The sequence below is a fragment of the Thermococcus sp. genome, from assembly GCF_015521605.1.
GTDB lineage: Archaea > Methanobacteriota_B > Thermococci > Thermococcales > Thermococcaceae > Thermococcus.
Window position 1 is genome coordinate 19,115 of record NZ_WANV01000010.1, and the last position, 21,666, is coordinate 40,780.

30 protein-coding genes and 1 rRNA gene are annotated in these 21,666 nt (G+C 54.6%); 16 read left to right on the forward strand and 15 right to left on the reverse strand.

The genetic code is table 11. The features are described 5' to 3' along the window. The first annotated feature begins 8 nt into the window (after nucleotides 1-8). Nucleotides 9-563 carry a GNAT family N-acetyltransferase gene (locus tag F7C11_RS01575; RefSeq protein WP_297090272.1) on the forward strand — a complete coding sequence of 185 codons (555 nt, stop codon included), beginning with the start codon at nucleotides 9-11 and terminating at the stop codon, nucleotides 561-563. 27 nt (nucleotides 564-590) lie between these two features. Here F7C11_RS01575 and F7C11_RS01580 read toward each other — a convergent pair whose 3' ends face one another. The 4 genes from F7C11_RS01580 to F7C11_RS01595 all read right to left on the reverse strand — a co-directional run bounded on the left by F7C11_RS01580 (nucleotide 591) and on the right by F7C11_RS01595 (nucleotide 2,376). Continuing rightward, on the reverse strand, nucleotides 591-731 hold the full coding sequence (locus F7C11_RS01580) for a hypothetical protein (RefSeq protein ID WP_297090274.1): 141 nt from the start codon (nucleotides 729-731) through the stop codon (nucleotides 591-593). 71 nt (nucleotides 732-802) lie between these two features. After that, entirely contained in the window at nucleotides 803-1,285 is a 483-nt protein-coding gene (locus tag F7C11_RS01585; protein WP_297090277.1) for a hypothetical protein, read from the reverse strand. Nucleotides 1,286-1,295: 10 nt separating this feature from the next. Next, on the reverse strand, nucleotides 1,296-1,736 hold the full coding sequence (locus F7C11_RS01590) for an ArsR family transcriptional regulator (protein ID WP_297090278.1): 441 nt from the start codon (nucleotides 1,734-1,736) through the stop codon (nucleotides 1,296-1,298). A 25-nt stretch (nucleotides 1,737-1,761) separates the two neighbouring features. After that, nucleotides 1,762-2,376 carry a class I SAM-dependent methyltransferase gene (locus F7C11_RS01595; RefSeq protein ID WP_297090280.1) on the reverse strand — a complete coding sequence of 205 codons (615 nt, stop codon included), beginning with the start codon at nucleotides 2,374-2,376 and terminating at the stop codon, nucleotides 1,762-1,764. Nucleotides 2,377-2,428: 52 nt separating this feature from the next. On the opposite strand from F7C11_RS01595, the gene F7C11_RS01600 reads away from it, so the two are divergent. The 7 genes from F7C11_RS01600 to F7C11_RS01630 all read left to right on the forward strand — a co-directional run bounded on the left by F7C11_RS01600 (nucleotide 2,429) and on the right by F7C11_RS01630 (nucleotide 8,594). Next, complete coding sequence (locus tag F7C11_RS01600) at nucleotides 2,429-3,601, forward strand: MFS transporter (protein WP_297090281.1); 1,173 nt, start codon at nucleotides 2,429-2,431, stop codon at nucleotides 3,599-3,601. A gap of 214 nt (nucleotides 3,602-3,815) precedes the next feature. Continuing rightward, complete coding sequence (locus F7C11_RS01605) at nucleotides 3,816-4,850, forward strand: hypothetical protein (protein ID WP_297090283.1); 1,035 nt, start codon at nucleotides 3,816-3,818, stop codon at nucleotides 4,848-4,850. Between the two features lie 104 nt (nucleotides 4,851-4,954). Continuing rightward, nucleotides 4,955-5,425: a hypothetical protein gene (locus F7C11_RS01610; RefSeq protein ID WP_297090285.1), complete on the forward strand. Its 471-nt coding sequence runs from the start codon at nucleotides 4,955-4,957 to the stop codon at nucleotides 5,423-5,425. Nucleotides 5,426-5,508: 83 nt separating this feature from the next. Then, complete coding sequence (locus F7C11_RS01615) at nucleotides 5,509-5,892, forward strand: hypothetical protein (RefSeq protein ID WP_297090287.1); 384 nt, start codon at nucleotides 5,509-5,511, stop codon at nucleotides 5,890-5,892. A gap of 169 nt (nucleotides 5,893-6,061) precedes the next feature. Further along, nucleotides 6,062-6,874 (forward strand): GNAT family N-acetyltransferase, encoded by an 813-nt coding sequence (locus tag F7C11_RS01620; protein ID WP_297090330.1) that lies wholly within the window; start codon nucleotides 6,062-6,064, stop codon nucleotides 6,872-6,874. A gap of 40 nt (nucleotides 6,875-6,914) precedes the next feature. After that, nucleotides 6,915-7,376, forward strand: coding sequence for a GNAT family N-acetyltransferase (locus F7C11_RS01625; protein ID WP_297090288.1), 462 nt, complete (start codon nucleotides 6,915-6,917; stop codon nucleotides 7,374-7,376). Between the two features lie 24 nt (nucleotides 7,377-7,400). Further along, nucleotides 7,401-8,594, forward strand: coding sequence for an MFS transporter (locus tag F7C11_RS01630; protein WP_297090290.1), 1,194 nt, complete (start codon nucleotides 7,401-7,403; stop codon nucleotides 8,592-8,594). 38 nt (nucleotides 8,595-8,632) lie between these two features. Here F7C11_RS01630 and F7C11_RS01635 read toward each other — a convergent pair whose 3' ends face one another. The 4 genes from F7C11_RS01635 to F7C11_RS01650 form a co-directional block, all read right to left on the reverse strand. After that, nucleotides 8,633-9,196, reverse strand: coding sequence for a nicotinamide-nucleotide adenylyltransferase (locus F7C11_RS01635; RefSeq protein WP_297090292.1), 564 nt, complete (start codon nucleotides 9,194-9,196; stop codon nucleotides 8,633-8,635). Next, nucleotides 9,189-9,638 carry a type II toxin-antitoxin system VapC family toxin gene (locus F7C11_RS01640; protein WP_297090294.1) on the reverse strand — a complete coding sequence of 150 codons (450 nt, stop codon included), beginning with the start codon at nucleotides 9,636-9,638 and terminating at the stop codon, nucleotides 9,189-9,191. Before F7C11_RS01640 ends, F7C11_RS01635 begins: the two co-directional genes overlap by 8 nt. Then, nucleotides 9,619-9,822, reverse strand: coding sequence for a hypothetical protein (locus tag F7C11_RS01645; RefSeq protein WP_297090296.1), 204 nt, complete (start codon nucleotides 9,820-9,822; stop codon nucleotides 9,619-9,621). The genes F7C11_RS01640 and F7C11_RS01645 overlap by 20 nt, the downstream gene beginning before the upstream one ends. 87 nt (nucleotides 9,823-9,909) lie before the next feature. Continuing rightward, nucleotides 9,910-10,680 carry an S-adenosyl-l-methionine hydroxide adenosyltransferase family protein gene (locus tag F7C11_RS01650; RefSeq protein WP_297090332.1) on the reverse strand — a complete coding sequence of 257 codons (771 nt, stop codon included), beginning with the start codon at nucleotides 10,678-10,680 and terminating at the stop codon, nucleotides 9,910-9,912. 50 nt (nucleotides 10,681-10,730) lie between these two features. On the opposite strand from F7C11_RS01650, the gene F7C11_RS01655 reads away from it, so the two are divergent. From F7C11_RS01655 to pgsA, 3 genes are read left to right on the forward strand one after another with little or no spacing between them, the layout of a single operon-like run. Then, nucleotides 10,731-12,332, forward strand: a complete 1,602-nt coding sequence (locus tag F7C11_RS01655) for a transglutaminase domain-containing protein (RefSeq protein ID WP_297090298.1) — start codon at nucleotides 10,731-10,733, stop codon at nucleotides 12,330-12,332. Next, nucleotides 12,332-12,868 (forward strand): tRNA (cytidine(56)-2'-O)-methyltransferase, encoded by a 537-nt coding sequence (locus tag F7C11_RS01660; protein WP_297090300.1) that lies wholly within the window; start codon nucleotides 12,332-12,334, stop codon nucleotides 12,866-12,868. The genes F7C11_RS01655 and F7C11_RS01660 overlap by 1 nt, the downstream gene beginning before the upstream one ends. A 10-nt stretch (nucleotides 12,869-12,878) precedes the next feature. Then, the gene (gene pgsA / locus F7C11_RS01665; protein WP_297090302.1) at nucleotides 12,879-13,442 is read left to right on the forward strand and encodes an archaetidylinositol phosphate synthase; all 564 of its coding nucleotides are present in this window, start codon (nucleotides 12,879-12,881) and stop codon (nucleotides 13,440-13,442) included. Between the two features lie 109 nt (nucleotides 13,443-13,551). Here the strand turns inward: pgsA and F7C11_RS01670 are convergent, their stop codons facing one another. Further along, nucleotides 13,552-14,259: a TIGR02253 family HAD-type hydrolase gene (locus F7C11_RS01670; RefSeq protein ID WP_297090334.1), complete on the reverse strand. Its 708-nt coding sequence runs from the start codon at nucleotides 14,257-14,259 to the stop codon at nucleotides 13,552-13,554. Nucleotides 14,260-14,414: 155 nt separating this feature from the next. Here F7C11_RS01670 and F7C11_RS01675 point away from each other — a divergent pair, with 155 nt between their 5' ends. Next, a complete protein-coding gene (locus F7C11_RS01675; RefSeq protein WP_297090304.1) occupies nucleotides 14,415-14,681 on the forward strand; it encodes a hypothetical protein in 267 nt (88 codons plus the stop codon). Here the strand turns inward: F7C11_RS01675 and F7C11_RS01680 are convergent. Both F7C11_RS01680 and F7C11_RS01685 read right to left on the reverse strand, forming a co-directional pair. Next, entirely contained in the window at nucleotides 14,662-15,231 is a 570-nt protein-coding gene (locus F7C11_RS01680; protein ID WP_297090305.1) for an ASCH domain-containing protein, read from the reverse strand. The two genes, F7C11_RS01675 and F7C11_RS01680, sit on opposite strands and share 20 nt — an antisense overlap. After that, nucleotides 15,228-15,566, reverse strand: coding sequence for an ASCH domain-containing protein (locus F7C11_RS01685; protein ID WP_297090336.1), 339 nt, complete (start codon nucleotides 15,564-15,566; stop codon nucleotides 15,228-15,230). The genes F7C11_RS01680 and F7C11_RS01685 overlap by 4 nt, the downstream gene beginning before the upstream one ends. A gap of 93 nt (nucleotides 15,567-15,659) precedes the next feature. On the opposite strand from F7C11_RS01685, the gene F7C11_RS01690 reads away from it, so the two are divergent. Next, on the forward strand, nucleotides 15,660-15,824 hold the full coding sequence (locus F7C11_RS01690) for a class III signal peptide-containing protein (RefSeq protein ID WP_297090307.1): 165 nt from the start codon (nucleotides 15,660-15,662) through the stop codon (nucleotides 15,822-15,824). A 9-nt stretch (nucleotides 15,825-15,833) separates the two neighbouring features. Further along, entirely contained in the window at nucleotides 15,834-17,054 is a 1,221-nt protein-coding gene (locus tag F7C11_RS01695) for an A24 family peptidase C-terminal domain-containing protein (protein WP_297090309.1), read from the forward strand. Nucleotides 17,055-17,206: 152 nt separating this feature from the next. Here F7C11_RS01695 and F7C11_RS01700 read toward each other — a convergent pair whose 3' ends face one another. The 3 genes from F7C11_RS01700 to rrf all read right to left on the reverse strand — a co-directional run bounded on the left by F7C11_RS01700 (nucleotide 17,207) and on the right by rrf (nucleotide 18,723). Further along, nucleotides 17,207-17,830: an HAD-IB family phosphatase gene (locus tag F7C11_RS01700; protein ID WP_297090311.1), complete on the reverse strand. Its 624-nt coding sequence runs from the start codon at nucleotides 17,828-17,830 to the stop codon at nucleotides 17,207-17,209. A gap of 40 nt (nucleotides 17,831-17,870) precedes the next feature. After that, the gene (locus F7C11_RS01705; protein ID WP_297090338.1) at nucleotides 17,871-18,533 is read right to left on the reverse strand and encodes a protein-L-isoaspartate(D-aspartate) O-methyltransferase; all 663 of its coding nucleotides are present in this window, start codon (nucleotides 18,531-18,533) and stop codon (nucleotides 17,871-17,873) included. 68 nt (nucleotides 18,534-18,601) lie between these two features. After that, nucleotides 18,602-18,723: ribosomal RNA gene (gene rrf, locus F7C11_RS01710) — 5S ribosomal RNA — on the reverse strand. Between the two features lie 53 nt (nucleotides 18,724-18,776). Here rrf and F7C11_RS01715 point away from each other — a divergent pair. Then, nucleotides 18,777-20,288: a hypothetical protein gene (locus F7C11_RS01715; RefSeq protein WP_297090313.1), complete on the forward strand. Its 1,512-nt coding sequence runs from the start codon at nucleotides 18,777-18,779 to the stop codon at nucleotides 20,286-20,288. A gap of 4 nt (nucleotides 20,289-20,292) precedes the next feature. Beyond that, nucleotides 20,293-20,673 carry a ribonuclease P protein component 4 gene (locus F7C11_RS01720; RefSeq protein WP_297090315.1) on the forward strand — a complete coding sequence of 127 codons (381 nt, stop codon included), beginning with the start codon at nucleotides 20,293-20,295 and terminating at the stop codon, nucleotides 20,671-20,673. Between the two features lie 50 nt (nucleotides 20,674-20,723). On the opposite strand, the gene F7C11_RS01725 is transcribed toward F7C11_RS01720, so the two are convergent. After that, nucleotides 20,724-21,666 (reverse strand): cell wall-binding repeat-containing protein (locus F7C11_RS01725; protein WP_297090317.1); only part of this gene is annotated, 943 nt, incomplete at its 5' end.

Sequence of the window (21,666 nt, forward strand, 5' to 3'; positions counted from 1 at the left end):
TATCCACAATGAGGCCCATCGTTCTCAAAGGTAAGAAAGTCTCGCTGGGGATCCTCTTAAAGGAAGACCTTGGCAAAAGCTGGGAGTGGTTCAACGAGAGGAGCACCGTAAGGCACCTCTTCAACTCGGCCCACTTCACCCTGCCAGAGGAGGAAGATGAGTTCTATGAGGAGCTGAAGAAGAACAAGGACAAGATGCCGACGTTTGCCGTGATTGAAAACGAAACCGGAAAGCTCGTAGGTATAGCGGGCTTCAACTGGGTGAACTATCAGGCGAGGTGGGGCGAGATACTATACTATCTGGCACCAGACGAGAGGGGAAAGGGCTACGGCACCGAGGCCGTCAAACTCCTCTGCGAGTACGCCTTCAGGCACCTCAACCTCCGCAAGGTCTGGGCGAAGGTGCACGAGGACAACACGCCCTCGATAAGGGTTCTCGAAAAGAACGGATTTACATTGAGCGGTCGCTTCAGGGAGCACGTCTGGAGCGACGGGAGGTATATCGACGAGCTGATCTACGAGAGGTTCGCAGGGAACCATAACTATCTCATTAAAACAAATTGAAAGGGAATTTGGGGGTGAAAAAAGCGACTACCTCCGGGAAAATCCGGAGAACGCCTTTTTGAGCGGCGCGGATAGGTCAAAGTCCCTAACCAGCTCATCGACGACCTCGCTTGGAAGTCCCTCGCGGAGGAGCTCCCTCCTGAACCGCCGTTTTGTCCGGTTTGCCACCTTAAATATACCCACTACCCTGAACAATATCACGGGCAGTCGGAGAAAAAAGCGAAGGAGGGCCACCAAGCTCACTCCTTCCCGTTTTCGGGCTTTCTGGCCCCGTGCATCATAATCCAGTTGCCGTGGTTGCCCTTCCCGATGAGTCCCCCGAGCATCTCCATGAGCTTCTTCCCGGGGTTTATCGCGTCCATGTACTCCTTCGTCAGCTCAAGGGCCGCATCCTTGTCCATGCCTGCCTCCGTGAGGTTCTTGTAGAACTCCGCCACGCTCCTTCCCATGGCCTGAACCCTCTCGGGGCTGTAGAGCTCGTTGAGGAGCTCCTTGAGCGGCTGAAGGATGTCCTCGATCATCTCCCCGACCTTGTCCATGATGGCCGGAATCTTTTCGAGGTCCTTGTCGCCCTCGTAGGTCTCGATGAGGTCTTCCACAATCTCGGCCTTCTTCTTGAGGAGTTCAACCTCCTCCTCGCTCTTTGCGTTCCTTATCTCCTCGACCAGCTCGTCGAGGAGTTCCTCCAGCTTCTTTGGGGCTCCGGCATTTTCATCCACCATATCAACCACCTCAATAATCATTAGTCTGGTCAAGCCTAATCGGCATTCCGATCATTTCGAGCCACTTTTTGACCACCTGCTTGGAGAGGGCGTAGACCTTCCCCCTCTCGCCGGGAGCCTCGACGACGATGCCCATCTCCCTCAGCTCGGCCAGTTTCGCCCTGACAGTGTTCCGCGAGGCCTTCCCGCGCCTCCCCTTCAGTTCGCGGGTTATCTGGCTGACGTTCGCCCTCCTCAGGTCGAAGAGAACCCTCACGATTTCCCTCGCTATTGGGTCGTTCCGTATCTCGGGCACGACGACGTCTATACCGAGCCCGCCGTACTGGGTGTAGACGTTGATGAGCCTCAAATAAGCCTGCGCCATCTGGGAAACGACGGCGAAGCTCTCCCTGAGCTCCTCAAGGGCTTTCCTGAGTTCCTGAACTTCCCTGGCAAGGTCTTCATCGGGCATGATTGTCCATAGGGTGGTCACTCCTTTAGCCTTTCCGGTCAGGGATGAGCAGTTCAATTTCTGCAATCCAGACGTAGCGGTTCACCCTCTCGAACCGGCACTCCAGCCCTAGCTTCGTGCAGATTTTCCTCAGCTCATCAACGGTGGCGAAGTACTCGTCCTCTATCTCCTCCTTCAGACCGTCCTCCTCCCCGATTCTCATCTTTTTCTCCTCTGACTCAAACATCACATCGGCGATGACGATTTTCCCTTCTGGCTTTAGAATGCGGAGCATCTCCTTCAGCGCGTCCTTCTTTTCCTCATCCGGCATGTGATGGAGAGCGTAGGTGCTTATCACGACATCGGCCGTTCCGTCAGGCAGGGGAATGTGGAGAAAATGCCCATTGAAAGGCTCAAAGCCGTGTTTTTCCCTGAACTTCACCCTCATCCCGCGGGAAGGCTCAACCCCGATGTAGCGTTCGCACTTGAGAAAGCGCAGGATGTTGCCCGTTCCGCAGCCGATGTCCACAACAGTTCCACTGACCTTCCCCGCCACGAGCGTTAGAACCCTCTCGTAATCGGCGTGAATCCAATCCTCTATCCTAACGTCCTCGTCATAGGTTTCGGCCCAGGAATCGAAGTCCCACTCCAAGGAAGTCACCTATGAAAGGGAATTCACAAGTCTTTTTAACCCCTCCGCCTCACTCCCCACCATGAACCGCCGCCTCTACAACCTCCACCTGCTCACCTCAGCCCTCCGAACCGCAGGCGATGCAATCGAGAGCGTCGCCCTGCCGTGGAGCCTGCTCGATGCCACCGGCTCACTGGTGAGCATCGGGGGTTTTGCGCTCTTCACCCACCTGCCATGGATCATCCTTCCTCCCCTCCTAGGCAGAACACTTGATAAAACCAGAAAGAAGGTCAGGCTGGCGTTCCTGGCTCTGCTCCTTCAGGCCTTTCTCGCTGTCGCAATAGTACCGCTCTCCTCGAACGTCTGGGCCTTCTACCTCGTCGTCTCCGGCATCTCCACCCTGGATATCCTCCACCGCTACTACGGGTTCTCGCTTATAGCGACCATGACCCTTGACGAGTCTGAGCTTCAGGGACTGAACGCGGCGCTGGCAACGGTCGGGAACACGGTCTCGCTGGTTGCGTTTCCCATCGCGGGGTTTCTGGCGTACCGCTTCGGGGTAAGGGCGATGTTCATCGATGCGGTTCTCCTTCTCCTCGGTGCGCTCACGCTCCTTCCCTACCTGAACGTCGAGGTGAAGCGCGAAAGGACGGCTGAGAAGCTGGAGGAGAAGCGGTTGAAGGTGGACAAAAGGCTCGTGGTTGGAGTCCTAGCCTCGGTGCTGCTCTTCAACTTCGCCCTCGGCTCCTTCAGGATATTCGTTTTTGCCTCGCTGAGGGAACTCGCCGGGGGCAAGGTTCTGTACGGCCTCCTCCAGGGGCTCACGACGGTCGGAAGCCTTGTGGCGGTGGCGGGGCTGACCTACCTGGCGGGCAGAAAACTGGCCGGGCTAAAGCGCCCGCTGATGGCCGGAATGCTCCTCCAGAGCATCGCTCTCCTCATCGTAGGCCTTCCCGCCGTGATAGCATTGTTCCCTGCGGTCTTCCTGGTGGGCTTCGGCGGGGAGCTCTTAAACGTCTCCTTCGACAGCCTGATGCAGAAGGTTATCCCCCTCGAAAGCCTCGGGACGGCGAGGGGCATCTTTGACGCCCTCGCGACGCTCGCTATTCCGCTGTCGCAGTTAGCTTTTGCGTGGGCGATTGAAAAAGGAATGGCGGTGTTGACCGCTTCCCTCTCCGCGGCTGGACTGGCATGCGCTGGGACAGTTCTGTCGTATGCTTGTTTTGTCAAGTTGAGCATGACTCGAGGGAAATAATTAAGTGTAGGACTTCTACCTAACGTCTTGTTCTGATTATTGTGAACTTCTCAGCACTTTAAATTGCTCTCCAAAGTTATTTTGCTTTAATCTCGGCTATTTCTAGAAACGATAGTGTTACAAGTTACTTTTTTTTCTGAGTGATTTTTACTTATGTAACAAGGAATTCTTAAATAGTTTGAACGCACACAATATTATGAAAATCCATGTGGGGATGCCAATGCGGTGGAAATTGCTGAGTGTTTTGTTACTTGGTTTGTTGGTTTTGAGTTCTTTTGGGAGTGCAGCACCAAACCAAGAGAAAGAACAGCCACTTAAAGTTCTAACTTACAATGGGGATAGGTATGTAGTTCCATTTGGGGCGTATGTAATTCACGAAAATGGAAGAACGCTAATTTACAACAAGCAGCATGAACTAATCGTGAGTGTATGTGATGACAACGTGCAAAAAGTATATGTTCCAACAAGAGGAGAAGTCCCAATAACTCGTGTTTATCCAGTACCTTCGGGAGCACATGTATACTACAAAAGAGGCATAACGAAAGTGATTTACAGGGGAGATGTCATTTTGACCATTATGGAAAAAGACACAAATACAAATAAAATCAAAAGCAAGAGCTCAGCATTCCTTCCTGATTTCGATGGATGGATAGAGGATGCACAGGACTGGCATGTATCGGAAGTTACATGGTTCTCTGCATATTGGGATGTTCCTACTTCACCATCTACCACCTCAAGCACTATATTTTTATTCCCGGCAATAGAACCTAGTGATGGAAGTGCCATTATACAGCCAGTATTGGAATGGAAGAATAGGGAATCTCCAAAATGGACAATTGCATCTTGGTGGGTTATGGGCAGTGATTCTTTATACAGCACTCCTATCGATGTGAGTGTTGGTGATACGATCTATGGTGTGATGGACTGGCATGAGAATCTTGCAATGTGGTCAGTCGAGACATGTGATGTAACAACGAATAAATGCACAACTCTTTATACAGATATATTTGACCAATTCGGAAATGCTGTGTTTGTAGCCTTAGAGGGGTATGATGTTACAAGCAAATCGGATCTCCCAGGAGATACATATTTTTACCAGGTACGGGCCTATAACTCCAATGGGGGATTTTATCCAGATTGGAAACCGTGGGTTAGTGAAGAGGCCCAGCAAGCTATAGGAGACGGACTTAAGGTAGAGATACATTATTACTATGGGAAAACCGGCATATGGCTTCTGACGCCGAATTGAGGAGGGAATGCAGATGCATGTGAGAAGCTCCAGCGTTCTTTTCTTATTATTTTTTTTGATAATTATTATGGTGGTACTAACAATGTATAAACCCCTACCAATGTTTGGGGAAACTTCAAAAAAACCCTGATAATACTGTAAGACATGAATGCCTGCGCCCTGGTTATGGAGAGCTAAATACTCACTCCCTACAGCTGGATAAAAAGAAGCTCATTATCAGTGAAGGAAGACATTTTGTGGTTAGAGGTCATATCACAGGGAGGGAATACCACGTAGGGGAAGCTGGTGGGTCTGAGATTACATGCTACTATGATGGCCACGTAGTATTGAAGGCATATCTCGGTCCGGAAGCTTCAAAGGATTCTTGGAGCTATATGCAGGGAAAACTCACAGGTGTAGATGGCTTAGATATCAAAATCATCCCTCAGGAGTTCCCTTTAAAACCCAATGAAACTATAGACTTTCGAGTTGAGATACATGTCCAAAAAACTGGGACTTACTACCTTTATATAGTGGCCTTTGGAGAGGGAGGATGGAAAAGCTGGGATGTCGTAGAGATTGATGAAAAAACTTGACATGGTGTTAGATAAATATTGTAGATCGTAGATAAAATGGAATAACAGCAACCATAGTTCAAAAGCGTTTGGAGGTTATCCCTATGACAGCAAAGGAATTCACACTTTCTATTGTTTTCATAGCCCTGATCATTGAGCTAATGATGCTTATCCTCAGTAAAATTGGGGGCTGGATCACTGACGTAGGGGGCGATCTGGCCGTTGTTGGGGTTATTATTTTTGTTCCTGCCCTTGCAACGCTTCTCTTTCTTTCATATCTCCGTGTTCCAGCTGGAGAGTTTGGAGCCTTGGCAACTTTGACAACACCACTCACAATACTCCTCCAGGTCATGACTGCGAGGGTATTAAGTCCCGGCTACTACGATGAGAGTTCGGGTGGAGTAGTTGTTACCCTCCTTTTCTACATTGGGTTCTTGTTGGGGATAGCGTTTTACAAAGCCTTCCAACCATTTAAGGCAAGTCGCTAAAAGCTACGTAGCGGTGATCCGGAAATGAAGACGTCGAAAACAGCCCTTCTTCCTTTCTGTCTCCCGTACCCAACTGCAGAGACGTATTTCTGTTCATTCTAGTAGAAGATACTTCGAGGAACACAAAAGCATAAAATCCTGAGTGTCGAAATACCCGCAGGTGAAGGCTATGAACCCAACCATCCGCGAAGCCCAACCCGAGGACAGGCCCTTCATCGAGGAGATAGCGCGTTTAACCTGGGGTGGTGAGGACTATCTGGCGAGGGTCTTCGACGATTGGGTCAAGGACGGGAACTTCTACGTCCTTGAGCTCGGTGGGAAAGTAATAGGAACTGCCAAGCTCACCCTTTTGCCGGGAAAAGTTGGCTGGCTGGAGGGACTTCGCGTTCACCCTGACTACCGCGGCAGGGGATACGGAAGGCTCTTGCACAGCTTCATGCTCGAACTGGGCGAGGGGCTCGCCCGGGAGGGAAGGATCGAAGCCCTTGAGTTCTCCACGTACTTCCTGAACAGGGAGAGCATTGCGATGGCGAAGAGGGACGGGTTCTCAATAATCGCGAAGTTCTTCAACATGGGGGCAAAGGTTTCCACCTTCGAACCGGAGGCCGTCGAGAGGGCGGAGCTGAGCATTGATGACCTGGCCTTTGGTATCGTCCCCCTTGGCTGGAAATTTGTTCACAGAAGCGAGGAAGCCCTGAGATGGCTGAGGGAAAAGGGAGAGGTGTACGAGATCAACGGCTTCAAGTTTCTTACCCCGAAAGGGGAGGCAACGTTTACCCCTCTTTCCACGGGCCTAGCGTGCCTAAGGGCTATGCTTCCGGGAATGGCGTGGGCTGCCATGAAAATGGGGCGGGAAGAGTTCGACCTCATGATTCCCAGCGGCATGAAACCCGTCCTCCCGGGACTGAAAAGGCTCGGCCTCTTCCTCTGGGACGAGACAGAGGAACCGAACGTGCTGGTGTTCAGGAAGAAACTCCCGTAAGAAGGACTTTAAGGGCACCTTGAGAAAAGGGGGAGGTTCAATGAGAATCAAGTCCCTCGAAACTGAAATTGAAAGGCGCGCCTGCATTGAAATTGTCAGGGAGCTGCCAGAGTGGTTCAACGAGAGGGGAATAGAGGCCATCGGACGGGACTTAACTAGAGGAGAAACGTTCATAGCCGTCGAAGACGGCCAAGTCCTCGGCTTCGCAACGATAAAGCCGGTGAGTGATAGGGCCCTCGAAATCCTCTGGATGGCCGTTAGGAGGGGGCTGAGGGGTAAGGGAATAGGCACGAGGCTGCTCCTGTTCGTCGAAGAGTGGGCGGGGGAGAGGGGCTTTGAGGTTCTCGTCGTCAAGACCTCGGGCGACCTCTCGTATAAGCCCTACGAGGAGACGAGGCGGTTCTATGAAAAGAACGGCTTCGTGAGAATAGCGCTGATTGACCCCTACCCAGAATGGGGCGAGCCGGCGCTGATTTATGTGAAGTGTCCCCTCAAAATTTAAATGTAAAGTTTTTCATCCTTTTCCATGCACTGGAGTGAAATTCCGAGGGAAGCCAAGGCCTACATGCTCTACCACACACTCATCGCCCCAGGTCTGATAGTCTGGATCCTCTTCCCGCTCTACCTGATGGAGACCGGCTACTCGGTTCTGGAGGTCGGGGCGTTCTTCACGGCCGTCAACATCATCGCGATTCCCTTAACGTACCTCTTCGGCAGGCTGTTCAACCGCTGGGACATCAAGAAGGGCCTCATCGCGATAGACGTACTCGACGGCATCGCCTACGTCCTCTACGGCCTTGCCGGAGGTGCCATGGCCCCCCTCATGCTCTTCGTCGGAAGAACCGTGGAGAAGCTCTCAACGATCCTCTACCCCCTCTATCGAGCCTACGAGCAGATAATCTACCCAGAGGACAAGTACGAGGAGATATTCGCCTGGCACCTCCGTCTGCCGGAGATAGCGAGACTGATAACCTTCCCGGTTCTCGGCTACATCTTCGGCTACCTATATCCCGGCGCGGAGAGCTACCGGTGGGCATTCCTATTCTTCGGTCTCTTCTCGGCCGTTACGGTCGCCTACATCCGGCTCTTCCTGCCATCGGTCGGCAGGGAGGAGAGGATAACGCCGGAGGGATTCACCTTCAAGGCTGGTGAGTTCAAGCTCCTCCTCGCCTTCGAGGCCTTACTAACGCTCGCCTGGGCGCTCGCCCCGGAGCTGGTGCTCATCAACTACGTCGTCTTCGTGCTGCATAAGACGGTCTTTGAGGTAACGCTCATTGCCTGCGCGAGCAGTCTGGCATCGATAATCGGCACCTACGCCAGTGAGAGGGTTCCAAAGGGGAGAGACTTCCAGGTCATCGGCCTCGGAATGTTTATCAACGCGGTCTACGCGCTGGTCATGGCGCTCTCACCGCCCTTCTGGCTGGCGCTGGCGGTGTATGCCCTCGGCGACTTCGGAAACACGCTCTGGCTCCCCTTCTACCGCTCATGGCAGTTCTCGCTGATTCCGAAGGAGCGTGCCAGCGAGTTCCACGCTGCAATATCGAGCTACAACAGGCTTATCGGCCTCGTCACACCATTCATTGCCGGCGCACTGGCGAGCGTCCATGCAACGCTGCCGTACGCGGCGAGCCTGGTGCTGTTTTTGGTAACGGGAGCCCTGTTCATGTGGCTCTACAAATCCAGGACGGCAGGAGCACCGGCGTCTAAACCTCAACCCTAGTCCTCAAGCGCCTGCTTCCAGTCCCTCATAACGCCACCTCAGAACTCCGGAATCCTTATCGGTGCCTGCAGCTCCTTCTCGTTCTTCTCAAGGTTCGTCGCGAGCATGCGTATCCTTTCACATCCCTTTATCTCCCTGATGAACTCGGCCACGCTCCTGGGCACAAGCTCCTCCCAGGGCTGTCCCTCGATCATGCGCTTCCGTATCTCGGTCGCCGAGAGGATGTCCTTCCTGAACATCGGTTGAACTATCACCTCATAGCCCTTCTCGCGGAAGAGCTGTGCAACGAGCGAGTTGCCGGTGAAGACGACGTCGAAGCGCGGAACCATGCTGACCACGTAGGTCGCCCAGATGGCGTTGAAGTTTATGTCCGGGAGAGGAATCAGGTAGTAGTGCTTCTCCAGACCCGCCTCGTTCAGCGCCCTGATGAGCATTTCCATCCTCTCGCTCGTCGTGAATGGGTTCTTCAGCGTGTGGCTGGCCTGGGCGCTTCCGATTCCTATGATTACCTCATCAACCTGGGAAAAAACGAATTCAAGGGCCTTAATGTGCCCGTTGTGAACCGGCTGAAACCGGCCGACGAAGAGACCTCTTTTAACCATCACTTTCACCTCCAATCAGGGAAATTTCTTCGTTTTTGGCGGCATCCACGAAGTCGGAATCAAGCGTCACCAAGGTCACTCCGTAGAATTTCGCCGTAGCAAGGATTATAGCGTCGTTGGGGAGAAGGGCATGTTTCATCATCAGTTCAAAAGCGAGGTCGCTTACCTCTTCCGTTAGGGGAAGCTCTGAGAAGTTCTCGCGTAGGAACCTGTGGAGCTTGGAAATCTCGTTCCGATGCTTAAGAAGTTCCTCTCTGTTGCCCCTTAACGTGCGGTAGCTTTTCCCGGTGATGTTCTTCAGGAATATGAAGAGCACCTCGCTGAATATCACGGAGTTTATGAACTTGGGGTTGTTCCCAAGGCCGTTCAGCACCTCCCTCGCCCTAGGATTCCCCTTGAGGGCCTCAAGGATTACGGAAGAATCAACCAAATAGCTCCTCATACAGCTCCAACCTCATCTCTTTTGAGGACTTCTCCGAGGGCATAATTCCAAAGACGTCATCCAGGGTAACGGAGGGCTTTTTCTTCAGCTTCAAAAGGCCCGCCGTCAGGGCTTCCAGCTCCTTTTTAAACAGCTCCTCCATCCCATCTGGAACGGAGATTTTCACGGTTATCTCACCCATCATCTCACCACCCCAATCTAAGGATTTGAAGTTGATAAACCTTCTCAACAGGAGGTTACCCTCGAATTCCAAGGGAAAAGTTTGGCTTCACTACACGAGCCTCACCCTCACCTCGTCCCCGACCTTCAGGCCGAGCTTTTCAGCGGCACTCCCCTGATTGACGGCTATCTCCAGGTAGTCGTGGCTTCCCGGCAAAGCCAAAAGCTCACCGGGATTCACCTGGCCGTATGTCTCCAGGTAGGGTATTCTGAGCCGAAGATCAACCAGCTCGACTTCCTTGGGCCTTTCGTAGCCCTCAAGGTTCAGTATGACGTTGCCGAAGTCGTCGATATATATGACCTTGAGCAGCCAGAGGCCGTCTTCCCTCCTCGGTTCGACGTCCAGCCTAATTAAGCTTTCCAGCGGGATCTCGTTTCCGAGCTTCTCCGGCTCGACCCACGCATCAAGGAGCGCCCCAACGGGGCCAAAAACGTCCCTTCCGTGGAAGGTCGAGCTTATTTCCCACTTTGTGAAGTGCTTTACCCTCTCGAAGTCTATCTCCCACGCCCTCTTCGCCTTAATGTGCTTGAGGGGAAGTGTGGCCAGGCCGTTGTCCGGAACGACGAGGAACTGCTCGCCCTCGATTATAACCGCCCGCCTCTCGGTTCCAACGCCCGGGTCAATAACGCCAACGTGAACCGTTCCCTCGGGAGAGTACTTGACCACCTGCTCCATTACAAACGACCCCTCGAGGACCGAATGCCGGGTTATTGAATGGCTGACATCAACGATTACCGCCTCCGGGTTGAGCCTCAGCATGGCAGCCTTCATCTCCCCAACGTAAGGGCCCCTCAGGCCGAAGTCAGTCGTCAGCGTTATCATCGGCACCACCTAAAGCTTATTAACGGTTGGGGCTTTAAAGGGTTTGGAAGATGGTCATGAGAAAGCTAATCCCTCTCCTGCTGATTCTCATCGTGGTAGTTTCGGGCTGCCTCTTCAAACCACCGGCCGAGGTCAGGTTCTCCGTCGACAAGACGCTTGTACGGCCGGGCGGAACGATTCACGTGATGATACTCGTCAATAACACCGGCAAGGTTGGCCTCACCGGTGCGACACTTGTTCTGGGCGACGACAGCTTTCAGATACTCCAGGAGCCGAAGTTTCCGGAGGTACTACCCGTAGGTGATGCGGTGCAGCTCGTCTGGATTCTAAGGGCACCGATGAAGCCCGGAGTCTACAACCTGAAGCTGTCTCTTGAGCTCACCGATGAGCTCAAACGCTCCTGGACTGGATTTTACGGGCAGTTCAGGATAACGGTGTCGAGCGAAGCCGGGCCCTCTGATGATGTCGAGATCAGCGTGGAGGCGCCCAGTGTGATCAGCGGCGGGGAAACCGCCGATATAACCGTGGTCATCAAAAACAAGCTCGACGTCCCGATAGAGCTCCGCGACCTCAGCTTCAACCTGTTCAACGGTATGAAGATCGTAAGCGCCAACGCCCTCCCAGCAACGGTCGACGGAAATGGGGAGGTCAGGGTGAGCTACACTGTAAAGGCACCCTACGCCTACCGCGAGGGGTACATCTCGGCCATCCTCAGGTACGCGATAAGCGGCGCCGAGGGCAGCACCGTCAAGAGCTTTCCAATGAAGGTAGTGTGGAGGCCCTGGAACCAGAGCAGGGAAGTCCTCAAGGAGGCCTACGGTCTGAAGTACCACTGGGTAACCGACGAGTACATAGTTGACGGCTACTGGATGGAGCTCTACAACTCGACGTCGGAGTTCAACAGGACGGAGCTCAGAAACATTGCACTGAAGGTAATCGGGGATGCAGAGTCGGAGTCCCAGGCCGCGGAGGCAATATACGGCTGGATGATGAGGACATATTCCCTGGGCGACACGACGTCCAGCCTTGAGCCCTCAAAGATACTTCAGCAGGACAGGATAAGCTACGCCGAGGCACAAATACTGATCACCGCCATGCTCCGCTCGGTGGACATCCCGGCGAGGATAATAACGCTCTCAAACGGAACAGACTGCACCCTCAGACCCATGACGGAGTTCTACACCGCCGACGGATGGTACATAGTGGACGTGAGGCACGGGTTCGTCGGGTCGATTGACGAGTACATCGCCAGCCCGTACTTCCCGAAGATATATCAGCTCGTGACCCGCGACGGATACAGGGTGGTCGCCCAGGCACCGGCCACCCTGAAAGGACACGAACACGTCGATGTTACCGGAGATTTCCTCGCGAACTTGGAGGACAGACTCCTCAAGATGGTGACTGAAAGGCTCAACCCAGAGCTCCGCTCGAAGCTTATGATAGTCATGAACAACCTCGACGAGAACGAGAGGCTCTACGCCCTCTTCCTCTTTGCCTCGGCGCCCAGTGAAGATGACCTGAACAGGGTGCTGAGCGAGTACAGCACGGGCAAGATAGAGCAAGACGTAAAAACCATGTACGAGTTCTACAAGAACATGACCTGGAGGGACGACTTCACCAGGTACTGGAAGATATTTGCGGGGGAGGTGTGATGATAGCCGTTCTGAGACTCGGACACAGGCCCGAGAGGGACAAGAGGATAACCACCCACGTGGCACTGACGGCGAGGGCCTTTGGGGCGGATAAAATAATCATCGCCGCCGAGGAAGACGAGCACGTGAGGGAGAGCGTCGAGGACGTTGTTCGGAGGTGGGGAGGACCCTTTGAGATAGCCTTCGACCCCGGCTGGAAGAGAATTCTGAGGGAGTGGAAGGAGCGGGGAGGGGTGATAGTCCACCTCACGATGTACGGAGTTCACATCGACGACGCCATGCCGGGGATCAGGGAAGAGCTGAAGGATGGAAGGGACATCCTCGTCGTAGTCGGTGCCGAAAAGGTGCCGAGGGATGTCTACGACATCGCCGATTACAACGTCGGCGTGGGGAACCAGCCTCACAGCGAGGTCGCGGCTCTGGCCGTGTTCCTCGACAGGCTCCTCGACGGGGAGGGCTTGAGGAAGGAGTTCCAGAACGCAAAGCTCAGAATAATCCCGCAGGAGAGGGGCAAAAAGATAATCGAGCTGGAGTGAGGGGGTTCAAATGGTTCTCAACAGATACCGCGGGAACGTGAAGGGTTACCTGGAGGCAATCGTCAGGCCCCTCGCGAAGGCCGGCGTCACACCGAACCAGATAACAGTCCTCGGCCTGCTGATAAGCCTTGCCGGTGCTTACTTCTTCTACCTGGGAGAACAGGTCATCGCGGCGCTCATTCTACTTTTCGGCTCGCTTATAGACGCCCTCGATGGAACGCTCGCGAGGCTCACAGGGAAGACGAGCCGCTTCGGGGCCTTCCTCGACTCCACCTTCGACAGGATAAGCGACGGTGCGGTGTTCCTCGGAATAGCCCTCGGGAACCTCGCGGACTGGCGAGTGGCCTTCATCGCCTTCATGGGGAGCTATCTGGTGAGCTACGAGAGGTGCAGGGCGGAGCTGGCCGGTTCAGGGAGGCTGGCCGTTGGAATAGCGGAGAGGGCCGAGAGGCTGCTCATACTCATATTTGCGGCGCTCTTCGGCCACGTCGAGTACGGTGTTTACCTGGTGGCGGTGCTCGCGTGGATAACCGTCCTTCAGAGGATGTGGGCCGCCTACCAGAGGCTCAAATGAGAAAGAAGGAATAAAACCGGGGAATGATGACAATTTCGCTAGGCGAGGCCTCGCCGATGAAGAGCCCTGCCGTTGCTGACCCCCGCTACTCTTTTTTATCATCCGGAACTCATTTTCCCATCAGTCCCTTCACGATTTCAACGACCTCGCTAAGTTTCGAGACCACGAAGTCGCAGTTGCCCCACAGCTCCCTCTTCGCACCATCCGGGTCGAGGAGGATGCTCATCATGCCAACCTTCTTAGCACCAACGCAGTCCTTTGACGGGTTGTCGCCGACGTAGATGGCCTCGCCCCCTCCAACGCTGGCCCTTTTGAGGGCGAGCCTGAATGGCATCTCGTGGGGCTTGTAGAAGCCGGCATCCTCGCTCGTCGTTATGCTGTCGAACAGGTCGTAGATTCCGAGGGCCCTGAGGTGGGCCTCGATGTAGTCGTTGTCAGAGTCTGTTATGATTCCGACGTGGAGCCCGAGGGCTTTGAGGGTCTTGATGGTCTCGACGGCATCTGGGAAGAGCTCCCCAAAGCGCTCGTGCATGGTGATGCTTATCTCCCAGAAGTCGTCGGGAACGGAGAAGCCGTAGCGCCCGGCCACCTTTCTCATGGCCTTGGTATCAACCTCCCGTATTCTGACGTAGGGCTTGCCGGCGAGCTCCCTGAACATGGCGGAACTCTCGGCCTCGTACTCCTCCCAGAGCCTCACGTAATCGAGGTCTTCCCTCCCGGCCCTTTTGAGGACTTCCCTCACGATGTTCTGATGGGTAACGTTTTCGCCCTCCTTCGTTATGAGCGTGCCCACGAAATCGAAGAAGACGGCCTTCACCACAACCACCGGAGGAAGTTGGAGGCGGACGTTAAAACCGTTGCCTGGCAGAACGACAAGTTGAACCCAAAAATCTTTCAGAAATTTGCATTGATGACAGAAAATATCTAGAAAAACTTTTATCCCATCCGGAGGAGGGGTCGGCGACGGAGGTGATGGGGATCGAGGCGATACTCCTCGTCTGGGGCGTCCGGGACGAGGTTCTGGAGAAGCTCCCCGTCGAAGGGTACTGGCTCTACGGGGAGTACGACTTCATAGCAAAGATGGAATTCAGGGACGAGTTCGAGATGGAGGAGTTCATGAGAGACCTCAAGCGGGTAATCCACGGGGGGACCTTCAAGCTCATCCCGGTTGTAATCTCGGCGATCAAGAACGGAGAAGGGACAAGCGTAGTTGAGGGGCTCAAACCTTTGGCCCCATGATTCCCCTCCTTTTCAGCTCCTCGTATGCCCTCCTGAGGGCGTCCCTGATCAGATACCTCTTGTTCATGCCGCCAAGCCTGTGGGCGGCCTTTCTCAGACTTCCGGCCCGGAGGAAGAGCTCAAGGAGTTCCCTGTCCTCGTCGGGGAGGTCGAGGTGCTCAAGAGCCTTCTCGGCAATCTCCACCGGCAGGTTGCCCTCGTAGGCGTAGTCCGAACTCATGACAGGATTCTTGAAGCGCTCCACGATGCGAAAGACTATAACGTGGGCAATGGAGTCGTCGTTGACGTACTTGTAATGGCCTTTGAGGGCCTTTATCAGCTCTTCCCTGTCAGAAAAACCGTCCAGAAAAGCGTCCTCGTCGGTGAGCTCGCCCACCTTCTTGCTCTCGACCCTCTCGATAACCGCCCTCGCTATGACCCTGCCCCCGGAATGTATGAGAACCTCGTCCCCGGGTTTGAGGTTCGGCCTCCTGCCCAGCCTCACCGTTGCCCGCTTCTTTCCCCCCAGTATCGCCTCGGCGTAGCGTCCATCAAACTCTAGGTGCCTCATCTCCCCTCACCGAGGAGCTTGAACTTTATGGCGATTACTCCGTAGCGGTTCTCCTTCCACTTTGGGTACATGCCGTGGAACCTCTTAACCGCCCTCTCAAAGCTCGGTTCGTCCGGGAATATCTTCTTTATGGGCTCCTCCCTCAGAACCTGCCGGAAGGTCTCGTAGCGCTTTACACCGGTCACTACGGCGGGAATCGTGTCGTTGAATATGAGCTTGTCTCCCGCTTTTATGCCCCTAAGGGCTGGATACGCAACCCTGACCTCGATCCGCTTTTCTCCGGACTTTATATACTCCAGGTACTCCTCGCGAACCCTCAAGTGATAAACCCTCATTTTCACCACGTTAGGCCTTCTCTTTTCCCTTAAAAGATTACCCTATGGAAACTTTTAAATCCTTTAGCTCCTTAGAATGTTTAGGTGTAGAAGATGAGACGAGCCCAGGGAGCCCTCGAGTACCTGTTCATGCTGGCGGCGGTGCTCATTCTGGTAACCATAGCGGCCAGGGTTGTCCTCAACAGCACGAGGAACCTCAACGATGCAATATCAAACTACACCACCCAGATAAGGAAACAGATCCTCGAAGACCTATGAGGTGAAATCATGGATTACGTTCCCCTGATTCTGGGGCTGGTTATGGGAGTCGTTACTTCATATACCGATATAAAGACCGGATTCGTTTTTGACACCCACATCTTCCCGACGCTAACCCTCATAGGAAAGCTCCTCGGATGGGAGGAAGAAGAGGAAGGGGAGGAAGACCTTCCGGGATGGGTTTCAAAGCTCATAATACCCGCCGTCGAGGTCGGGATACTCTATTACATATACCTCGGAATCAGCCGGGGGGATGCACTCCTGGCCGCATCGGGATTCATGGGGCTTATGTTGGGCCTCATCCTGGGGCTTCTCCTGTACTACCTTGGGGCATGGGCAAGCGGCGACGCGGTGATACTCGCCGGATTTTCCGCACTCCTGCCCTACGCACCGGCAACGGCCTCGGTCGTTGCCCCATACACCGTTGAGTATCCCCTCTACCCCCTGACGATACTGATCAACAGCATCATAGCGGTGTTTCCCTTCATCTTCCTTTACTCCCTCGGCGTGCTCATCGCCAGGAGGAAGTTCGGGGAGCTGAAAGGTATATTCACCGACAGGGCGAGGCTTACACTTGAGGTCTCCCTCTGGATAATGGCCGCCCTCGGCCTCAGGCTGATTCTCCACGACCTGACCGGGGTGTCCATGGCTGGAATCTGGTCGTGGCTCTTCACGATAGCAGTCATCTACGCCCTGGGGAAGTTCAGGAAAGCGGGGGATCTCATGGGACTTGCGGTGCTGGCATACCTGGTCTATCAAGAACCATCTGCGGCAGTGGTGGCGTTTCTGAGGCTCCTTGCCGTGCTGTACATCTTCAAGGTCTTCCTATCCCTCGTAAAGTTCATGCGCACCGGGATCCTGATGGAAGAGGTCACGGTGGATGAGCTCAGGGAGTGGGACATTCTGGGTGAGACCGTCTTTGAGAAGGACGGAGAAATCCTCAGGGACAGGACGGATCCATTCACAAGGATAAAGAACGCCCTCCTGAGTGCCGACCTGAGCGCCCTCCACCCGGACTACGGCAGGGTTATAGCGTCCCCAACAGCCGAGGGACTGACCGGGGAGCAGATAGAAGAGCTGAAACGCCTCGTTGAGGAGGGAAAACTCGAAAACCTCTTCCTAAGGAAGAAGTCGATGCCCTTCGCTCCGGCCCTCTTCCTCGGCTTCCTGATAAGCTACTTCTGGGGCGATATCTTCTGGTGGATTCAGCTCAAGATGGCGGGGCTGTAAGAAAATGATTTAAAACCGTCCCCGAACATCTATCCGGCCCGGCGTCCGCCCACCCCGCGGAGGAGTGAGGCGGGGATTCCGGTCGGGCCAACAGGGGGATGACGAGCTTTTGCTTTGCCGAGCGGTGATGAACACGCCCTTCACTGACCCCGTTATTCTATGAGCCCCTTAACAATCTCCATGACCTCGTAGAGGCTCTCAACGTTGTGGTCGCCTTCAACGCCCTCGTGGGGGTTTATCGCTATGCTGACGTCGGCCTCCCTAAACATGCTCAGGTCGTTGTAGCCATCGCCCACCGCAACGGTAAGCTCCGGCCTTAACTCGTTCTTCAGCCCGCGCAGGATGACCCCCTTGCTCTTGAAGTCAACCAGGGACTTCACCTTTCCGGTGACAACGCCGTTCTCGTCAAAGACCAGCTCGTTGGCGAAGACGTAATCAACTCCGAGCTCCCCCGCTATCCGCTCTGCGAGGCACATGAGACCACTGCTCAGTATGGCTATCCTGAAGTCGTTTGTTCTCAGAAACTCGATGAGCTCCTTCGCGCCGTCCATGTACTCAACCGAGTTCGCCCACCCCATTATCTCCTCCCTCGTGTGGCCCCTCCAGAGGGAGGCATCGAGCTCGGCCCACTTCACGTAGTCAATCTTTCCGGAAAAGAAGAGCTCGGCGTATTCCTTTCCCTTCTCCCATGTCCCGAACCTCTTGTGGAGTTCCACCCAGCTGGATACGGATTTGACCAGAGTCCCTTCGAGATCAAAAGCTATGAGCCTGACCATCTTACCACCTTAAAGGAGAGCTGGCGTTGGTCTTAAAAGCCTATTCCCCCCAGCCGTGCTCCCCTATGAGGGGCACGAAGGCAACGCCCCCGTGGTTCTTAGTTTCAATCGAACCATCGGGGAGCTTGACGACCTCCAGGAGATCCTGCCAAAGATGGTAGCCACCCACAGGGATCAGGAGCTTCCCCCCAGGCTTCAGCTGTTCCACGAGGGGCTCGGGAACCTTAGGCGCCCCGGCGGTAACGATTATCCTGTCGTAGGGCGCCTTCGGTGGAAAGCCCTTGGTTCCGTCTCCGGGGATCACGTGGACGTGTCCCACTCCAGCCCGCTCAAGGTTTCTCCTGGCGAATTCGACCAGTTCGGGGATCCGTTCGATAGTGTAGACGTCCTTCTTGACGAGCTCTGCTATCAGGGCCGCGTTCCATCCGCTACCGGTTCCCACCTCAAGGACGTTCATCCCCGGTTTAAGCTCCGCCAGCTCAAGCATTATCGCAACCATGTGGGGGGCGCTTATCGTCTGTCCGGCGGGAATCGGGAGGGGCTCATCAACGTGGGCGTAGTCCCAGTAGCGCTTCTGGACGAAGAGATAGCGCGGGTATTTAAGAAAAGCCTCCCTAACGGCCTCACTCCGAATAATCCGCTCCCTGAAAAGCCTCTCAACGGTTCGCCTCCATCTCCTCCGGAGTTCCTCCTCGGGGACCATAGGACTCATCGAAAAAAGTACGCACCCAAACGATTTAAGACTTGCGAGAAGTGCATCAGAAGGATAGTGGCCGGCGGCGTCCCCGGCTTCCCGCCCCCTCCCGGAGGGCAGTACAACCGGGATCGCTGGCGGGCTTAACTTCCGGGGTCGAAACGAGACCGGGTGTGACCCCGCCGCTATGACCGCCGTACCGTTCTATACCTCCCGCGGTGCATTTATAAATCTTGCGGTCGATGGAGGTGAATGATGGAGGAGCTGATTGAACTGCTGGGGCTTGAGAGGACGAGAGAGCCGCTCAGTCCAGGGAAGCGGCTCAGGGAGTTCCAGATAAGGATCCAGCGGCTCAAAAATGGAGAGGAAATTGAGATAGCCGGTTTTCTGCTGGGCAGAAGGCCGCCCCATGCGCCGGCGGATGCTCTCTACTACATGCTCTCTCCCCTGTCACCATCCGAGCTGTCCTCCCTGGGCCGTGAGACCTTCCGCACGTACCTGGTTATCAGGGCAACGGAAAAGACTGCAATATCCGGGAGGGCAAAACCCGGGAGCTACGTTCTCGTGAGGGGTGTTATTGATGCCTACCCCTGGGGAAGCCTAAGGATGGTTCACGCTTCCAGCATCGAGGGGCAAGACTACTCGGAGTACTGGAAGGACTATCGCGAGTTTGCGCTCAGCAGGCAAGAAGTCCTGGATCTGTTTGAAAGAACGGTGTATCTGCGAGATGATATGCGAAAAGCCCTCATCTACTCGATATACGGCGTCCCGTACATACCGGGGGAGGAGTGGGGCGAGGGGTTCGAGTTCACGGTGTTCAAATACAGGGAGAATTCCGGACTCCTGGCCCTCTGGAAGGCCCTAAAGTACTTCTACTCAAGCCTTCCCTGGGAGGTTCGCCTCACCAGAAAAAGGGTTCTTGAAATAGACGACCCCTTCCTCGGCATAGATTTCAGGCTCGGAAATCCCAACGGAAGCGACATGGTGTACTACACACCGCCAACGAAGAGAGGCACCGTCAGCCTGCCCAAGTGGGTCGCCGAAAGAATACTGAACAAGCGGGCTATCGGTCTGCTCCCCAAAAACGTCGACGCCAATCCCCTCAACAGGATGGCAAGGATCTCAGAGACACCCTTTGTTCTCCTGCCCTCCGAGGAAAAACCATACTTCGAGGAGAACAGGGAGTTCCTTCAGCTCATACCGAACCTTCTAGTCACCATCTTCACCCAGAGGGAAAAGCTGGGATCGCTTGACTGGGAAAAGGCCCGTGTCGTTGAGGAGGAATTCCTGAAGTGGCTCAGGGAATCGCGGGACGACTATGGGGACCCCTTCCGGGCTTTAACCGCCCCCAGCGGCCCGATGAACATCAGGCTCAAGGTGGAGCTTGGCAAGAGGCTCTTCGGATCAATAGTCAGGTTCAACGGCAGGGCCACCAAAAGGGCCGCCAGAGACGTCAAGCTGATAAACGAGGCCATCGTAAACGACTGGATGGTCGTTCTCCGGGATCACCCCTCCGAGATGATAAAGCTCCTGAAGGAATACCGCATGTACGTCCCGGGAACCCTCAAAGCCCAGAGGGCGCTGGAGATACTCCACGACCTGGCCTCGGTGAGCCCCTCGAACGAGGTAACGAGGGAAGACTTCGTTCGCGAAATGGTACGGGACGGCTTCTCGGAGAGAGAGGCCTCTGAGCTCCTTGAAAGGTTTATAGCGGCGGGATATGTATATGAACCGTTCCCAGGAAAACTCAGGCTGATAGGGTGATTGCATGTCCAAGAAGTTCATTCGCCAGAGGGAGCAGAGGGAAAAGCGCAGAATCGCCCGCGAGAGGGTAAACGTCCTCTTTACCCTCGCAGAGCGGGTTTTTCCCTATGAGCCAGAGCTGGCCAACCGCTACGTTGAGATAGCCCTCGCGGTCCAGCAGAAGGCCAGAATAAGGATGCCGAGGAAGTGGAAAAGGAGGTACTGCAAAAAGTGCAACTCCTTCCTCGTCCCGGGCAAAAACGCCCGCGTGAGGTTAAGGAGCAGGCCCTATCCCCACGTCGTGATCAAGTGCCTCAACTGCGGCCACATCATGAGGTACCCCTACCTGAGGGAGCAGAAGAAAAGGAGAAGGGAGAGGCAGAAAGGAGCTGATTCAAGCCCCTGATTTTAGCTCCCATACCGGGGGTTGGTGGTGCCCAACGTGTGTTAGTCTATTCACGGCCGTGATGGGCGCATTCCGTGGGTTTTCTGAGCGCTGTCCCTGATGGCCTGCCTTCCGTTCTGGTAGGCGTCCCGTATCATGGCCTTTATCTGGTTCATGAGTTCTTTGGCCTCATCGTACTGGCCGTTCTGAACCATTACCTTGAGCTCCTCCATCAGGGCGGTGATTGAGCTGACGTCTATTCCAGCCCTCTCCATGACACTTATCTGGGCCTCCAGCTTGGCTATCTCGCGCTCAAGGGCAACTTTTTTGTTAATCTCCATCATCGCCTTCATTTCACCGTTCGCCATCTTGAGGCCGAACTCAGTCTGGATCTGAAGTTCGAGCATCAGCTGGTACGCCCTGGTATAGTTTCCTGCCTGGAGCGCAGTATTGGCCTTCTCCATTGTCATTTCCATGACCCTGACCTGCTGCATGAGCTGGGTGGAGTTGGTTTCGTTGGCTATTTCCTCTATCGTTTTGACCCTCTCCCTGACCTGAACCATTAGCTGAAGAACCGTCTCCCTGGTGACGTTGACCTGAACCTCCGCGGCGGTGCAGTTGCACTCGCGGAGCTGCTCCTTAACGCGCTCCATAACCCTCTCAGATGCCTGCGTCTTGACCATGGTAGCCGTTTTCACCCGGAGCTTCTCCATGACTCCAGTGACGTTGGTGCTCTTGTTGACGTAGATTATCACTGCCCCGTTCTGAACCGCGAGCTGAAGGGCGTTCCTTATGGCCAGGGTGTCGTTTCCAGCAACTATGACACTCCCGTTGAACTGTAGCTGGAACTCCACCTCCGCCCTTTCCATTGCTATGATGTTGGTTTGGTATCTGTTCTGGCCGCCCCAGCGTTCGACGGTAATTCCAAGCTCCTGAAGGTCTGAAACGTACTGTTCAACGACCGCATCAGGCCCGCCGATGATTATCACTTCATCTGGGGCGTAACTCATGATC

Bases quoted from the DNA above. Each gene is read 5' to 3' on its own strand.
- F7C11_RS01575 (WP_297090272.1), top strand. From the start codon at position 9: ATGAGGCCCATCGTTCTCAAAGGTAAGAAAGTCTCGCTGGGGATCCTC.
- F7C11_RS01585 (WP_297090277.1), bottom strand. From the start codon at position 1,285: ATGGTGGATGAAAATGCCGGAGCCCCAAAGAAGCTGGAGGAACTCCTC.
- F7C11_RS01590 (WP_297090278.1), bottom strand. From the start codon at position 1,736: ATGCCCGATGAAGACCTTGCCAGGGAAGTTCAGGAACTCAGGAAAGCC.
- F7C11_RS01600 (WP_297090281.1), top strand. From the start codon at position 2,429: ATGAACCGCCGCCTCTACAACCTCCACCTGCTCACCTCAGCCCTCCGA.
- F7C11_RS01605 (WP_297090283.1), top strand. From the start codon at position 3,816: ATGCCAATGCGGTGGAAATTGCTGAGTGTTTTGTTACTTGGTTTGTTG.
- F7C11_RS01615 (WP_297090287.1), top strand. From the start codon at position 5,509: ATGACAGCAAAGGAATTCACACTTTCTATTGTTTTCATAGCCCTGATC.
- F7C11_RS01620 (WP_297090330.1), top strand. From the start codon at position 6,062: ATGAACCCAACCATCCGCGAAGCCCAACCCGAGGACAGGCCCTTCATC.
- F7C11_RS01625 (WP_297090288.1), top strand. From the start codon at position 6,915: ATGAGAATCAAGTCCCTCGAAACTGAAATTGAAAGGCGCGCCTGCATT.
- F7C11_RS01630 (WP_297090290.1), top strand. From the start codon at position 7,401: ATGCACTGGAGTGAAATTCCGAGGGAAGCCAAGGCCTACATGCTCTAC.
- F7C11_RS01635 (WP_297090292.1), bottom strand. From the start codon at position 9,196: ATGGTTAAAAGAGGTCTCTTCGTCGGCCGGTTTCAGCCGGTTCACAAC.
- F7C11_RS01640 (WP_297090294.1), bottom strand. From the start codon at position 9,638: ATGAGGAGCTATTTGGTTGATTCTTCCGTAATCCTTGAGGCCCTCAAG.
- F7C11_RS01645 (WP_297090296.1), bottom strand. From the start codon at position 9,822: ATGATGGGTGAGATAACCGTGAAAATCTCCGTTCCAGATGGGATGGAG.
- F7C11_RS01650 (WP_297090332.1), bottom strand. From the start codon at position 10,680: ATGATAACGCTGACGACTGACTTCGGCCTGAGGGGCCCTTACGTTGGG.
- F7C11_RS01655 (WP_297090298.1), top strand. From the start codon at position 10,731: ATGGTCATGAGAAAGCTAATCCCTCTCCTGCTGATTCTCATCGTGGTA.
- F7C11_RS01660 (WP_297090300.1), top strand. From the start codon at position 12,332: ATGATAGCCGTTCTGAGACTCGGACACAGGCCCGAGAGGGACAAGAGG.
- pgsA (WP_297090302.1), top strand. From the start codon at position 12,879: ATGGTTCTCAACAGATACCGCGGGAACGTGAAGGGTTACCTGGAGGCA.
- F7C11_RS01675 (WP_297090304.1), top strand. From the start codon at position 14,415: ATGGGGATCGAGGCGATACTCCTCGTCTGGGGCGTCCGGGACGAGGTT.
- F7C11_RS01680 (WP_297090305.1), bottom strand. From the start codon at position 15,231: ATGAGGCACCTAGAGTTTGATGGACGCTACGCCGAGGCGATACTGGGG.
- F7C11_RS01685 (WP_297090336.1), bottom strand. From the start codon at position 15,566: ATGAGGGTTTATCACTTGAGGGTTCGCGAGGAGTACCTGGAGTATATA.
- F7C11_RS01690 (WP_297090307.1), top strand. From the start codon at position 15,660: ATGAGACGAGCCCAGGGAGCCCTCGAGTACCTGTTCATGCTGGCGGCG.
- F7C11_RS01695 (WP_297090309.1), top strand. From the start codon at position 15,834: ATGGATTACGTTCCCCTGATTCTGGGGCTGGTTATGGGAGTCGTTACT.
- F7C11_RS01700 (WP_297090311.1), bottom strand. From the start codon at position 17,830: ATGGTCAGGCTCATAGCTTTTGATCTCGAAGGGACTCTGGTCAAATCC.
- F7C11_RS01705 (WP_297090338.1), bottom strand. From the start codon at position 18,533: ATGGTCCCCGAGGAGGAACTCCGGAGGAGATGGAGGCGAACCGTTGAG.
- F7C11_RS01715 (WP_297090313.1), top strand. From the start codon at position 18,777: ATGATGGAGGAGCTGATTGAACTGCTGGGGCTTGAGAGGACGAGAGAG.
- F7C11_RS01720 (WP_297090315.1), top strand. From the start codon at position 20,293: ATGTCCAAGAAGTTCATTCGCCAGAGGGAGCAGAGGGAAAAGCGCAGA.